Here is a 14533-nt window from a genome sequence, read left to right on the forward strand (position 1 = left end):
TGTGAGAGATGGTTTAGGAATGGCATTTTTACCTAAATCCATTGTGTATAAAGAAATGATGGAAGGGAGATTGAATGTGATCGATTTTGATTTATTTGAATTACCTACAGTCGATTTATATATGAAATATGATAAAGAAAACGATCAAATCATACCGTTGTTAGAGAAAATTAGATATTCCCACTTCTACTAATTAAGTGTTTTAGATTTTAATAGAATAACAAAAGCCTAAGTCTCTTAATGACCTAGGCTTTTCGTTATTTAATATCGAGATTTACAATATGACTTTTAACGATAGATTATGGCTTTAACAATATTTTTCCCGTGCTCTTACGGCTTTCAAGGAAATCATGTGCTTTTGCACCTTCTTCTAGGGGAAAGACAGTAGGAGATTGAAGTTGAAGTTTTCCTGAAATAATCCAATCGAATAATTGTTTGGATCGTTTTTGACGTTCTTCAAATGAAGTAAGGACATTCCACAAATCTCCACCTGTCAGTGTTTTTGAGGTATCCATCAGCATTCGAGGATCTATTGGGGCAGGGTCACCGCCAGACATACCAAAGAATACGACCGTACCGCCTATACGAGTTGCTTGAAAACTATCTTCAAGAGTGGAACCAACGGAATCGTAAACGACATCTGCGCCTTTTCCATCTGTGTATTTCATAACAGATTGTGTCCAATCCTCATCATATGTAAAAGCAATATCTGCACCGACTTCTAACGCTTTCTTACCTTTTTCCGCTGTAGAAGTTAAGGCAATCACTCTAGCATTATATAATTTTGCAATTTGTACTAAATTTTGTCCAACACCGCCTGATGCTGCATGGATAACTACTGAATCATTTGCTTTCACTTTATAACTATCATTCGTCAAATAGTGAGCTGTTAGTCCTTGAAGAAGGATAGATGCTGCAACGTCGAACGAGATTTCTTCAGGTAATACTATCAACTTTTCAGAAGGTACTGCTACTTGTTCAGCATTTGCAAAAGGTACATCGGCGAATGCTACACGATCTCCGACTTGTACTTGTGATACATTTTTGCCAACTGCCTCAATAATACCTGCACCTTCATAACCAAGTATAAAAGGTGGTTCACCAGCTAAATGATAATTTCCTTTTCTCCTATATATATCAGCAAAGTTTAGCCCAATACTTTTTGTGCGAACTAAGACTTCATTTGGTCGGATTTCAGGGTTTGGAATTTCTGTATATTGCAAAACTGTTGAATCTCCAAATTCATTGAAAACAAGTGCTTTCATATTAAAAACCCCTTTCGCTATTTAGTGCATTATTGTACCACATTCATGTCTGTTTTCTTAGGATTTAGCACTGATGGACAAGAAAAAGTTAAAAACACAAAATTTTTAATAGAAATATCCAATTTATTTTCATGATTTCTTTAATTGTAGAGTGAAAATAGGATATACTATTATAGTTCTAGTTTTAGGTATAAAATAAAGTAGGAACTAAATTTTAAGCGAAAGTTTTATCGGAGGTTTATTATGAATTACAAAATCATTAACAAACAAGTATTTGAACAGGCACAACTACGTTCAATTTCGGATGTACCATTCACTGAAGAGGAAAGCAAAAACGGTATGAAATTAGCTGTTGCTAAAGCAGACGAAACTCTTGCATTGTATATTGTCGATGTAGATGGACAAAAGAAATTCGATGTACGTTGGGATGATTCATCTGAACTTTTCAACGGCTGGTATTCAGCTTGGGATAACTTCACTTGGTGCTTAAACGTAGTCGAAAAGCAAAAATAATTATTACAATTCGAATGGCCGAAAACAAATTCAATTTGTTTTCGGCTTTTTAATTTGATCTAGAAAAGCATTGGAAGAAAGGTTTTTGTTGTTTTATGTAGAATAGTAAGAGAGTAGTTTAAAACTACGAGGACATTCTAATTACTTCTGGAGCAAAACTTAATTGCAAAATAAAGGGGTTTAGTGCAATGGCATCAACAACTAAAACAATAGAAAAGTTAAGAGTAGATATAAAACATGTTCTAAACCATAAATTGAATTGGCAAATTGAAGAAATAAATTTAATAGGTAGTGGTGTTATAAACGCCGTATTCCTCATTCATGAGAAAAATTTAGGAAGACTTGCAGTAAGAACGCCTTGGAGATTGGAAGAAAATATGATGGATAAGAACTCAAGTGGGATTATCTCATTAAAAAAAGAAGCAGTCATATCCGAGCATTGTCATAAGTATCATATACCCGTACCGAAAATTCATCAGTTGTATTTTAGTAAAGAGATAAACTTTATAGTATCTGATTTTGTAGCAGGAGATGGTCAAGATATTCCTCCCTATGATATAGGGGAACTCATATCTAAAATACATAAAATTCCGTTGCATGGACTATCAATTGCAGATCAAAATAAGCAAAGTTTAAGTAAAATCGTTTCACAAAGAATAACAGAACGCGTTGATTCACTTAACAAACTAATAAATTCTAATTTTATCATTCCTAGCTTACAAGAATTAGAAGAAATTCTGAATACAGCTCAAAAAAAGAACAGCTTACTACATCTTGATGTTAGACAACCAAATCTAATAGGCGAAAACGGAATGATTAAAGCAATTATTGATTGGGACAATTCATTTATAGGGAATCCAATAATGGAGTTAATGAGGATTTTTGAAACAAAAGAATTAGATGAAGAAGATTTTATAAAGGGATATAAAGATGTAGACATTATCCAAAATACAAATGCAATCATACAATGCATCTATAGACTTGATACGGCTTTAATGCTGTCCATATTATTTACCTCATTTATAAATGATTCTGAGAAAAGAAATTACTATCTAAAGCGAGTCCACAATCTAACCAAAGAAATAACTAATCATTTATAAGTTGTCTTTTGTGTGATTCTTACAAACAAAGTAAAGGGGAATGGATTATTATTAGAAAGATTTTTTATAGTTTCTTTATTTTATGTTTATTAAGTGCATGTTCTCATGAGGGCGTAACTGAGATCGACATTACAGAAGATGATGAAGTTCTTTCTATACAGGATGTAAAGATTCCCAGTGCCATTTTTACCTCTCATAAACAAAATAGTGTAATTGATGAAGAGGAAATGAGATTAAGCATAAAAACCTATCTAGATAGCCATGATGAATTATTAAACGCTAGTGAACCATTTCAAGATGCTATTGATGAAGAAAAGGAATTAACTAAAGAAGAACGAGAGAAATTAGACAAAATTAACAAGCTTATAAAAGAAAATGATGAGAATTTTTCTGGCTATATTTTAAATAATACATTACCTGAAGGGTATCTAGAAGAGTCTAAAAGAATCAGCAGATATATTGTTACTGTAAATGAGACCCTTGATGAACTCAATAAGATGCTAGATGATAATGGAGACTTTCCAGAAATAAACGTTGGAGCAATAATTAAAAATTCTAAAATAGCAAATGGGAAGGAACAGAAAAAAATAGAAGACTTCCTTGATGAGAAAAAGATTGATACGAAAGCATTTGGAAGAGAATAGAATGATAAATAACAAATTTTTATTAAGCTACCCAAGTATTTAGAAAAAGATGCGATACTTACCCTTTGGATTTACTTAGTCTAAAGGGCCTTTTTGTATTAAAAACGAAAGCACTATTATAGGTAAATGCAAGAAGACTGTAGCAACTCTTTTTAGAAAGTTAAGCTACAGTCTAGCAAGTAATTAATTTTTCTATTTATTATTTAAAATTGAAAACTTCAGGATTAGCACCATAATGGAAATCCTCATTTAAAGCAGAAATTTTTTCAACATCTTCATCAGTCAATGTAAAATCAAAGATATCTAAATTTTCACGAATACGAGAAGGTGTCATTGATTTTGGAATTGTAATAACATCGTTTTGTAAATCCCATTTTAAAATAACTTGAGCAGTCGATTTGTTATATTTTTCGGCAATTTCAACGAGTGTAGGGTCATTTAGAATTTCTCCATTCATAAGTGGTGACCAAGCCTCTACTTGAATGCCATGTTTTTTACAGTATTCACGAACTTCAATTTGTGTTAAACGTGGTTGGAACTCGATTTGATTGACTGCAGGTACAATTGTAGTGTTTGCTAGTAGTTTTTCAAGATGATGTACATGGAAATTACTTACCCCAATTGTTTTTACACGTTTATTGTTATATAGTTCTTCAAGTGCTTTATATACTTCAATATAATTATCATCTTGACCTGGCCAATGGATAATATATAAATCGAGATAATCTAAACCTAATTTTTGGATGCTTTCTTCATAGGCAGCAATGGTTTCATCGTATGAAAGTCCATCATTCCAAACTTTAGATGTAACAAATAATTCTTCACGCGTTACGATTCCTTCATCAATTGCTTTTTTGATACCCCGTCCAACACTTTCTTCATTTCCGTATATATGAGCTGTATCAATATGGCGATAGCCTTCTTTAATAGCCAGCGTCACCATTTCAGCTAGTTCATCACTATCTTTTACTCTAAAAGTACCGTATCCAACAGCTGGAATATGTACACCATTATTTAGTGTTACTGTTTCGTTTGTCATAACAATCATTCCTCCTTTATAGAAACATATTTTACCATGATATGAAAAGAATATCTAAGAATTGAAATGAGATTTGAAGGATAAAAGAATAAAGTCCAATTTCCTGGACAATTTATGGGAAATTAAAATCATATTAGGCGTGTTTTTGGCACATGATAAAAGTAATTGGCTAATTGTTTTCTTTTAAAAATGAACAAGAGGTGTGATTTACTTGAAACGAGATTCAGCTTTTTCCTTTCAAAAGACGACACTTATGCATATCATGGATACAATTGGATTGGGTCTATTTGTAGCAGCATGCGCGTATTTAATATTTAACTGGTCTAGTTTGCCTGCTGAAGTACCCAAATACTTTGGGATGAGCATGGAAATCTTACAGTATGAATCGAAATGGACGTTGTTTTTATTTCCGATGATTACATTTTTGATCATGATTGCACTTCAAATCTTGGAGAAACATCCTGATTGGCACTATTTTCCGATAGATATCAAAAATTCAAATATTGAAAAAGAAGTAAAGCAAAGTGTATTAATGATTTCTTTTATTAAAAATATGAGTAGTTTATTGCTAGCTATTTTGGTATGGGAAACGATTCATATTGCACAAGGGAATAACGCAATATTAGAAGGTGTCATTTGGAGTGTAGTTGCTTCTATTATTATCATTCCTACCTTAATGACTGTTATAGTGGCCTTAAATGAGGAAAAAGATTAAAAATGACTTGATCATTCTTTTTTATAAGATAACTCAACTCTAAATAAACCGAGTCCATTATTATTTGATACTTCATCCACCAATTGCTTTATCTCCGATTTAATATTTTCATTTCCGTTCGTATTATTTAAATAAAGTAATACCGATTTATTTTCATAAGAAAAGATTGAATAGCCAGCAAGTACAGCATCATAACCATGTTGATTTAATGCAATTTTTAAGTCCTCTTCGAAGTTAGAGCTAGTTATTTTCTTCAACATTTCGTCCATATTTCCAGTGTCCTTTTGTGTAGCTACTTTTGTTTCGGCAATCGTGGGAGTTATATTTTCTTTTTCGGAGAAAAAATTAAACAAGTAAGAAAAACAGCTTACTATTAATATAATCGTACCTATTAGAATTATCTTTTTCTTGTTAATCTATATACCTCCTAAACGGTTCCATTAATAATCATATGTATGTATGAATTATGAACAAAATAACAATAAAAGCATTCCGTTTTGCACCCTATTCATTGCTCAATTTTTAAGTCATTGATAAGATAGAATAGATGGTTTATCCACCATTCTTATAGTATTGGAGAATTGAAATGAATATTTTAAAACTTTTATTATTTTACGTAATCATTCTAGGTATTGGCGGGATTTTTACTTGGCTTAATGTTCCAACAACATACTCGCTTCTGTTCTTTATCTTTTTAGCAATCGCTGTAGTGGGTTATTATGCTTATACGATGACTGCGTCTAAAAAGACAAATGCGATTTTACGTCAAGTCCGTTTCCAAAAAAGCAATCCTATATATGCACATATATTAGCGATTAAAGAAGGAACAAAAGAAGATGAAATAGAAGCACTAGATAAACTCATCAAAAAAAATAAAAACAATCATGATGGTCGCATGGATTATGAATTCCAACGCGCAGTTCGTTTAGGTGATTTCGCAGGTGCTAAAAAAATTGCCGATTCCATGAAAAATGGTCCGTTAAAGTCATATAACCAAGCTTATGCAGAAGCACTCGCTGGCAAATATGGAGTTGCACGAAATAAGCCATTTTATCAATCTTGGATGAAACACAGCATAGAAGCAGTGATTGCAAAGAAACAAAACAACAAAGAGCGTTATCAATCAGAAATGGAACAAGCTGTGGAAGAATCTAAAGGAATCCAACGATTGACCAACCAAGTAACTTTAGAAAAAACATTAAAAGAGTGGAAATAACAGCAATATTGTAAGATGAACATGTAAAAGGGATACTATTTTAGGTATCCCTTTTTTGATGGAGTTCGAACAACTCTATTTTTTGTTTAATATTGTTTGACAAAGTACTTTGAAAAATAGATTATTATATTAAAAATTAGTCAATATAGAAACTAGGCGGAAAAATGAAGAAATTTTCAGGATTATTGAAAGACTTGCGGAATTTTTTCTTAACATTCATGATCATGATTTGTTTAGTTATTAGCTTTCGTGCTATCATCTCACCTGAAATTGTCATTGGACATAGTATGGAAAACAGTTTACACGAGGAAGATTATTTATTATCTAATCGGCTCGCATATAGTTACGGAGATCCTAATTATAATGATATCGTGAGTTTTGATGCAGAAATTGTAGCAGGTCATGACTTGTTCATAAAACGAGTAATTGGTTTACCCGGAGATCATATTCAGATTAAAGACAATGTACTTTATCGTAATGGTAAAGAAATCGACGAACCATATATTAAAGAACCAATGGTGACGAAAGATCTTGATGTGAAAGTTGGGGAAAGTGAAATTTTTGTAATGGGGGATAATCGGAATAATTCAATGGATTCCAGAGACTTTGGACCAATCAATTATAAAAAAGAAGTAAAGGCGAAGGTCATGATTCGCCTAAAACCTTTTAACCAGGATTTTAACTATACAAAGTAGTCATTTTGATGAAAACATTATTACTCATTTTAAATTTGGTGTAGAAAATCCATGAATTCTGGAAATACTATAAACAGTTATAATAAAGGAGCTGTTTATATGAAAAAAATCTACATTTTTTTAACGTTAATGCTTTTGTCTTTATTGATAGTTGGGTGTAAAGGTACTGATGATAACGCAACAAATGTAAGTGAAAACGCACCAGTATCAGAAAGTGGCGCAAATAAGCCAACTGAAGCAGACCAATCTGGTGATAATAATTACTCGTCTGTAAAAGATCCGAATAATATACCATTTGCGTTTTCTGAATTTGATTTGGATGTAGATTATAAAGGAAATCAATCCTTTAAAGTGGAATATGAAAATGAAAAAGATGGAGCAGAAGCATCAGTTAAAAATGATTTGAAAAACCAAAAAATCGAAGGAAATGAAGCATATGCAGAACTTGAACCATTGTTTAAAAAACTAACTTTCACTTCGCAATCAACTGATGAAGATGTAAAAAAAGAAATTTTGTCTGTTTTTAATATTAAAGAAGAATATGTGAAAATTGATCTTGATGTTAAATTTGCTGATGGAATAGAAAAAGAATATACTTTCCACCCTTAATGACCAATGCCTTAAAAATTGATTCTAAATCAGTTTTTAAGGCATTTTTATTGAATAATGAATGATTCGATTTTGAAAAGGAAATAGTAGGCTTAGTAACTGAAAGGAGCTGTTTCCTTGATAAATAGTAAAAACTATCTGGCTTTAGTATTCATATTATTCATATTGTTAGGTTGTGAAAACAACGAAAATGCTACAAACAAAGAGCAAATGTTAGCTGCTATAGATAATCATTCCGTTAATCTATCTAATAATACAAAGTCATCCAACAACTTTGAAAGTAAAGAACTACAGTTCAAAAAATTTATCTTGAATATCAATTACGAAAATAACCAATCTACCGAAATCGTATACGAAAAGAAATCAATTGGAATAGAAGCCGAAATGATAGATACTCAAACAAGTAAGAAGATCATTGGAAAAGAGGCCTTTTCAAAAATCCAACCATTACTACTTAAACTTAAACTCCATAAAGGAACACCCGCTTCCGATGTAAAGGAAGAACTTATTTCGCTATTTAATATACGAGACGATTATCAAAAAATCGAATTAGAAATAGGATTTACAGATGGATTAGAAAATAAATATGTATTCATCCCCTAACCCACTAAAGCCTTTGTTCTTTGTTTTGAAAAAACGTAAACATGGGCTTTTTTTATTATAATGAATAAATTTCTACTAAATATTTTGAAATTTCTATAAAAAGAGATAAGTATTATTGTATTGAATAATATCGAATAGTATACTACTGATTAATGAACAGAGTACTAGATCTCTGTGTACTAGCATTACTAGACAAAGGTGATATGTAGGAATATGAACTTGTTTAGTTCAGTTTTTCTGTTGTTGAGGCGATTAACAGAAGAAGTTTACTACTTTATCACAAATTTGCAAAGATCCCTTAGAAGGTCTACCAAGAAAACTATCAAATTACTGCACTTGGAGAAAGAATGGATGCATTTTTATTAAAGGGGTTAATGGAACTTATTAAGGAGGATGACTAATGAACGAAAAAAAGTATCTACTAGAGCTTGAAATTGCACTAAAACAACTAAATTCAAAGGAACGAAAAGATATAATACGAGATTTCAAAGACTATTTTGAAAACGGCAAAAAAGAAGGGAAAAGTGTTGAAGAAATCATTTCATCATTTGGTCCTGCCGAAGAAATTGCAACTGAACTATTAAAAGCCTATTCTGAGGAAGAATTTGTTCCAACTGAAGAGCTGAAACCAATTGATACAGAGCAATTTCAGAAAGTGAAAATAATGGCAGATGGCGCAAATGTCATTCTTAAACCTTCTAATGACGATAAATTCTATTATAATATTATAGATTCGAAAGAAAAAACGAATGTCCACGTCAAGAATTTGGATGGTGTACTCCATGTGAATATTGAACGTGAGGGATTTCACCGTAAATTTTGGTTTTTCAAAATTGCTGTAAATGCATTCACTGATGCGACAGTTACATTACAAATACCTGAAAAGTTATACAATCATATAGCTGTTCATAATAATAATGGTTTTATCAAACTAGTAAAATTACAATCAAAAGATGTTAAGCTTGAAACCGATAATGGACGGATTGAATTAGATAACGTTTTAGCCAATGATGGTGAATTTAAAACTGATAATGGGCGGATATGGGGAAGTCAATGTCATTTCACATCACTTTATGCAGAAACAGATAACGGTCGGATCGAGTTTTCAAATAGCAATGTCAATACATCCAAACTCCGTACAGATAACGGTCGGATTGAATTAGAAGCAATAGCTGGAGAAATTGATGCAAGAACGGACAACGGACGGATAGAAATGTACATACCTAAAATTGAACATTCACTTCATTTAGAAACAGATATGGGCCATATTCAATTATCTACCGATCAAGAAATGACAAATGGTAGTATCAGCGCAGAAACGGATATGGGGAAAGTTGAAATTTATGGTCAAAAATCTCGTAAAATCATTTATGGAAACGGTAAACCTAAAGTGAAACTAATAACAGATATGGGGAAAATTATCGTTGGATTAAAATCAGAAATTGCATAATCTCTTCTTAGTAGTAAAAAGCGTATCCAGATTTGGTATACGCTTTTTTATAAACATGAATAAATACAACATGCAAGAATATAGAATTAAAATGAAACTTAATTTTTACTTAATCGTAATAAAATAGGGATATATTATATTTCAACTTTAATTTACATAAAAGGACGGGATTATGAATGGGATTGATAAAGGCAGGAGTTGGCTCTGCAAAAGGCGTTTTAGAAGATCAATGGCGCGAATATTTTTACTGTGAAGGATTATCCAAAGAAATTTTAGTTACTAAAGGTGTTAAGCGTAAAACAAAACGTGGTTCAAACAAAGGTAACGATAACATTATCACAAATGGCTCTATTATCGCTATCAACGAAGGCCAATGCATGATGATTGTCGAACAAGGAAGAGTTGTTGAAGTTAGTTCAGAACCTGGTGAATATGTATATGATATTTCAACAGAGCCTACTGTATTCTTTGAAGGGGATTTTAAAGAAAATATCCTCCAAACATTTAAAGAAATCGGTAAACGTTTTACATTTGGCGGAGAACCACCAAAAGATCAACGTATTTACTTTTTTAATACGAAGGAAATCATAGGTAACAAATACGGAACCCCTAGTCCAGTTCCTTTCCGCGTAATTGACCGCAATATCGGATTAGATATTGATATTTCTATAAGATGCCACGGAGAATATTCTTATCGAATTGTGAATCCGCTCCTTTTTTATAAAAACGTTTGCGGCAATATACAAAGTGAATATCACCGTGACGAAATCGATAGTCAGTTAAAAACAGAGTTAATGACAGCTCTTCAACCAGCATTTGCAAAAATCTCTGCTTCAGGTGTACGTTATAGTGAAATTCCAGCACACACGATAGAATTAGCGTCAGCACTAAATGAAGTACTATCAAAAAAATGGCTAGAATCACGAGGGATTGCAGTTGGTACTTTTGGTATTAATTCTGTAAAAGCTTCAGATGAAGATGAAGCGATGATTAAACAGCTCCAAAGGAATGCAGTATTCAGAAATCCTTCAATGGGCGCTGCACAACTAACAGGTGCTCAAGCAGAAGCGATGATTAAAGCTGCTGAAAATGAAAATGGGGCTCTAGGTGGTTTCATGGGGATGAACATGGCACAACAAGTTGGTGGCGGTAATGCTAGTCAACTTTATCAAATGGCTTCCCAACAAAACCAAACCACTCCGCAAACACCTCAAAATCAGCCATCTGTTGATACATGGAATTGTGCATGTGGTCAAAAGAACACGGGGAAATTCTGTTCGAACTGTGGTACAGCAAAACCGACTGCTGAAGGATGGCATTGTACTTGTGGCACTGTAAACAAAGGTAAATTCTGCTCTAATTGTGGTACAAAGAAACCGCAAGGAACACCGACCTATATTTGCGATAAATGTGGTTGGAAACCAGCTGACCCGACCAACCCACCAAAATTCTGCCCAGAATGTGGAGATCCATTTGATGACCAAGATAAGCAATAGGAGGGTAGAAGCATGTCCGAACAATTGAAAAAGGCAAAAATTGATTTTGATGCGGAATGTCCTTCGTGCGGAGCATCCATCGAGTTTAATCCGGAAAACGGTAAGCTAACATGCCCCTATTGTGGTCATGAAACAGAGATAGCAAAACCAGAAGACCAGAAAGAACAAGTTGCGCAAGAAATGGATTTTTATACAGCTGAAAAACGAGGGAATTTTGACTGGGGAGTTGAAAAGAAAACTGTTAGTTGTAGTGAATGTGGTTCAGAAACAGTTTATGATGCACTACAAGTAGCAGACACATGCCCTTATTGCGGTTCTCATCAAGTTATGGAAGCCTCAACGGTTAATACACTCGCACCAAATGGTGTTTGTACTTTTCAAATTACAGATAAGGAAGCAGGCGTAAACTTTCATAAGTGGTTAAAGAGAAGAATCTTTACACCACGTGCAGCAAAAATAAGTGCAAAACCAAATGCCTTTAAAGGAGTCTACCTACCCTATTGGACATTTGATACGAAAACAGGCTCTCATTATACGGCAAGTTATGGGATAGACCGAGTCATTAAAGAAAAAGATGGAGAAACGAGAATCGAAACCGATTGGTATATGACTTCAGGTTTTTACCAAGAATTTATAGACGATCAACTAGTCAGTGCATCAACACGTTATGACCATGATATGTTGCGAAAAATCGAACCATTTAACTTATTAGACAATAAATCCTATCAACCAGAATATGTATCTGGATTTTTAGCAGAGCGTTATAGTATAGGTTTACAAGATGGTTGGAATATTGCCCAACAAGACATTCATGACCATATTCGTTCCCAAATTGCATCTAAAGTTCGCTTTGAGTGTGGCGCAGACCATGTAAGGAATGTTCAATTTTCAACAACTTATGATAATATTACGTACAAATATCTTATGTTGCCTATTTGGCTATCATCTTTCCAATATAAAAGCAAAGTTTATCAGTTTATGGTAAATGGGCAAACGGGTAAAGTAGGCGGAAAAGCACCTATTTCACCAATACGTGTAGCCATTGCTGTGATGCTTGCGGGTGTAATGATTGCGATTTTTGCCTATTTCTATGGGGACTCGGAACAGGCTTTAAATGTCATAACATCTATTATGAGCTATTAAATTATATAAAAAAGATAGTAAAAAGCCTCGTCGTAAAAAGACAAGGCTTTTTACTATTTATAGGTCACCGCAGTTCCAGTAGCGACGCACATGAACATTCCATCATAAATAGGAGAAGTTGAAACATCAACGTCTATTAATGCGTTTGCACCAATATTTCTCGCAAGCTGCTTCACCCCATCTAATGTCAATTGCTGTGTTTCTTTCATTTTAACTTCATAAGCAGTACAACGGCCGCCCATAACATCGGTTAAAGAGTTTAAAGATTCTCGAATAATATTAACTCCTATGATTGTTTCACTACTTAAAGTCCCATGATAAGACTCAATTGTTTTACCTTCAATCGTATTCGAAAAAGAGACTAGCAAATGAATCATCTCCTTCATATGGAATAATTGTATTAGTTAATTGTATTTAACTTGATTAGAAAACATGAAAGCGATTTTTTAAACAGGGAGTTTCAAAAGTGAATACTAATTAAGAAACAAGTAATTATAAAAAATTATTAACACTTCCCACTTTCTTGCATATATTAATATATAAGAATATAATTATATAGTAAATTAATTAAAAGAGGTGATATGATGAATCAGCTATTAATCATGGAAAAGCAATTAAAAGCAGTTAGTGATGCTAACCGATTAAAATTGTTAGCGAGTTTAAAGAACGGCGAGGTCTGTGTATGTGATTTAGTTGAAATCTTACAAGTTTCTCAGCCAGCTGTTAGCCAACAACTACGTAAATTAAAGGAGGCTGACATTATCTTAGAAAGAAAAAAAGGGACTTGGAAGCACTATAGATTAAATGATATTCAAGCACCTTATATCCAAACAATCATCGATGAGTTGGAGCCTATCTCAATACACAATTGTGCTTGTACTATTGAAGAAGGTGAGGTTTAACATGGAAAAACCATTAACAAAACAGTTATCATTTCTCGATCGTTATCTAACATTATGGATTTTCCTTGCAATGGGTTTAGGTATTTTACTAAGTATTATAGTTCCTGATTTTAAGGATACATTAGATAAACTATCCGTCGGTACTACATCAATTCCGATTGCAATTGGCCTTATTGTTATGCTTTATCCGCCACTTGCTAAAGTGAAATATGAAGAAATGTGGAGAGTATTTAAAGATTGGAAGATATTATTACTTTCTTTATTACAGAACTGGCTTTTAGGGCCATTTTTAATGTTCTTCTTAGCCATTATTTTTCTACATAATTATCCAGAATATATGGCAGGGCTTATCTTGATTGGTTTAGCACGTTGTATTGCGATGGTTATCGTGTGGAATGATCTAGCAAGAGGAGATAGTGAATATGTAGCTGGCTTAGTTGCTTTTAACTCCGTGTTCCAAATTCTATTCTATTCAACTTTTGCTTACTTCTTCTTGAATGTGATGCCTGGTTGGTTTGGTATGGAAAATTTATCTGTTTCAATCTCTATGTGGGAAATCACCAAAAGTGTTCTGATTTATTTAGGCATTCCTTTTGCAGCAGGGATTCTCACACGTGTTATTGGGATTAAACTTAAGGGAAAAGATTGGTATCAAGAAAAATTTATCCCTAAAATATCTCCACTTACTCTAATTGCTTTGTTGTTTACAATCATCATGATGTTCTCATTAAAGGGAGATAAAATTGTTGCTCTACCATTAGACGTATTACGTATTGCAATCCCATTATTGATATACTTCTTAATTATGTTTATTGTTTCATTCTTTGCATCGAAAAAAGCGGGTGCAAGTTATCCGGTAACAGCAGCACTCTCTTTCACAGCTGCTAGTAACAACTTTGAATTAGCGATTGCTGTGGCCGTAGCTGTATTTGGTATTAATAGCGGCGAAGCATTTGCAGCAGTTATTGGACCGTTAGTTGAAGTGCCTGTCTTAATAGCACTTGTAGGAGTGGCACTAAGATGGCAGAAGAAATACTTTAAAATTAAGTTGTAAAGGAATATTATTCTAGGAAGTTTCTGCTATCGGTAATCATATTAAAGAATAAGCTAAGATTTTTACATTCATATAAATTGCTTATGCAA

The 14533-nt window shown here is 33.1% G+C and carries 18 protein-coding genes; 14 read left to right on the forward strand and 4 right to left on the reverse strand.

Translation table 11 applies throughout. The features are described 5' to 3' along the window. Nucleotides 1–19 precede the first annotated feature (19 nt). Nucleotides 20–193, forward strand: coding sequence for a hypothetical protein (locus tag D1606_RS18745; RefSeq protein ID WP_158582354.1), 174 nt, complete (start codon nt 20–22; stop codon nt 191–193). A 106-nt stretch (nt 194–299) separates the two neighbouring features. Here D1606_RS18745 and D1606_RS10035 read toward each other — a convergent pair whose 3' ends face one another. Next, entirely contained in the window at nt 300–1265 is a 966-nt protein-coding gene (locus D1606_RS10035) for a quinone oxidoreductase family protein (protein ID WP_119415879.1), read from the reverse strand. 243 nt (nt 1266–1508) lie between these two features. Here D1606_RS10035 and D1606_RS10040 point away from each other — a divergent pair, with 243 nt between their 5' ends. From D1606_RS10040 to D1606_RS10050, 3 genes are all read left to right on the forward strand, one after another. Further along, the gene (locus D1606_RS10040; RefSeq protein ID WP_119415880.1) at nt 1509–1778 is read left to right on the forward strand and encodes a hypothetical protein; all 270 of its coding nucleotides are present in this window, start codon (nt 1509–1511) and stop codon (nt 1776–1778) included. A gap of 188 nt (nt 1779–1966) precedes the next feature. Continuing rightward, nucleotides 1967–2878: a phosphotransferase family protein gene (locus D1606_RS10045; RefSeq protein ID WP_119415881.1), complete on the forward strand. Its 912-nt coding sequence runs from the start codon at nt 1967–1969 to the stop codon at nt 2876–2878. A gap of 8 nt (nt 2879–2886) precedes the next feature. Then, entirely contained in the window at nt 2887–3522 is a 636-nt protein-coding gene (locus D1606_RS10050) for an NDxxF motif lipoprotein (protein WP_233548071.1), read from the forward strand. A 199-nt stretch (nt 3523–3721) separates the two neighbouring features. Here D1606_RS10050 and D1606_RS10055 read toward each other — a convergent pair whose 3' ends face one another. Next, a complete protein-coding gene (locus D1606_RS10055; protein WP_119415882.1) occupies nt 3722–4570 on the reverse strand; it encodes an aldo/keto reductase in 849 nt (282 codons plus the stop codon). Nucleotides 4571–4772: 202 nt separating this feature from the next. Between D1606_RS10055 and D1606_RS10060 the strand changes: the two genes are divergently transcribed. Continuing rightward, nucleotides 4773–5276: a DUF1648 domain-containing protein gene (locus tag D1606_RS10060; protein WP_119415883.1), complete on the forward strand. Its 504-nt coding sequence runs from the start codon at nt 4773–4775 to the stop codon at nt 5274–5276. Nucleotides 5277–5287: 11 nt separating this feature from the next. On the opposite strand, the gene D1606_RS10065 is transcribed toward D1606_RS10060, so the two are convergent. Beyond that, a complete protein-coding gene (locus tag D1606_RS10065; protein ID WP_147414484.1) occupies nt 5288–5545 on the reverse strand; it encodes a hypothetical protein in 258 nt (85 codons plus the stop codon). 317 nt (nt 5546–5862) lie between these two features. Between D1606_RS10065 and D1606_RS10070 the strand changes: the two genes are divergently transcribed. The 7 genes from D1606_RS10070 to D1606_RS10100 all read left to right on the forward strand — a co-directional run bounded on the left by D1606_RS10070 (nt 5863) and on the right by D1606_RS10100 (nt 12488). Further along, the gene (locus tag D1606_RS10070; protein ID WP_119415885.1) at nt 5863–6492 is read left to right on the forward strand and encodes a hypothetical protein; all 630 of its coding nucleotides are present in this window, start codon (nt 5863–5865) and stop codon (nt 6490–6492) included. 164 nt (nt 6493–6656) lie between these two features. Continuing rightward, nucleotides 6657–7187 carry a signal peptidase I gene (gene lepB / locus D1606_RS10075; protein ID WP_119415886.1) on the forward strand — a complete coding sequence of 177 codons (531 nt, stop codon included), beginning with the start codon at nt 6657–6659 and terminating at the stop codon, nt 7185–7187. Between the two features lie 99 nt (nt 7188–7286). After that, on the forward strand, nt 7287–7796 hold the full coding sequence (locus tag D1606_RS10080; protein WP_158582355.1) for a YusW family protein: 510 nt from the start codon (nt 7287–7289) through the stop codon (nt 7794–7796). Nucleotides 7797–7913: 117 nt separating this feature from the next. Continuing rightward, a complete protein-coding gene (locus D1606_RS10085) occupies nt 7914–8399 on the forward strand; it encodes a YusW family protein (protein ID WP_119415888.1) in 486 nt (161 codons plus the stop codon). Between the two features lie 400 nt (nt 8400–8799). Continuing rightward, entirely contained in the window at nt 8800–9849 is a 1050-nt protein-coding gene (locus D1606_RS10090; RefSeq protein WP_119415889.1) for a DUF4097 family beta strand repeat-containing protein, read from the forward strand. Between the two features lie 176 nt (nt 9850–10025). Beyond that, on the forward strand, nt 10026–11345 hold the full coding sequence (locus D1606_RS10095) for an SPFH domain-containing protein (protein ID WP_119415890.1): 1320 nt from the start codon (nt 10026–10028) through the stop codon (nt 11343–11345). Nucleotides 11346–11357: 12 nt separating this feature from the next. After that, nucleotides 11358–12488 (forward strand): TFIIB-type zinc ribbon-containing protein, encoded by a 1131-nt coding sequence (locus D1606_RS10100; protein ID WP_119415891.1) that lies wholly within the window; start codon nt 11358–11360, stop codon nt 12486–12488. Between the two features lie 53 nt (nt 12489–12541). Here the strand turns inward: D1606_RS10100 and D1606_RS10105 are convergent, their stop codons facing one another. Then, complete coding sequence (locus D1606_RS10105) at nt 12542–12856, reverse strand: YbjQ family protein (protein WP_158582356.1); 315 nt, start codon at nt 12854–12856, stop codon at nt 12542–12544. A 216-nt stretch (nt 12857–13072) separates the two neighbouring features. Here D1606_RS10105 and D1606_RS10110 point away from each other — a divergent pair, with 216 nt between their 5' ends. Continuing rightward, the gene (locus tag D1606_RS10110; protein WP_369973789.1) at nt 13073–13390 is read left to right on the forward strand and encodes an ArsR/SmtB family transcription factor; all 318 of its coding nucleotides are present in this window, start codon (nt 13073–13075) and stop codon (nt 13388–13390) included. A 1-nt stretch (nt 13391) separates the two neighbouring features. Further along, nucleotides 13392–14444: an ACR3 family arsenite efflux transporter gene (gene arsB / locus D1606_RS10115; RefSeq protein WP_119415894.1), complete on the forward strand. Its 1053-nt coding sequence runs from the start codon at nt 13392–13394 to the stop codon at nt 14442–14444. The last annotated feature ends 89 nt before the right edge of the window (nt 14445–14533 follow it).

Origin of the sequence: Rummeliibacillus sp. POC4 (genome assembly GCF_003576525.1) — a bacterium.
GTDB lineage: Bacteria > Bacillota > Bacilli > Bacillales_A > Planococcaceae > Rummeliibacillus.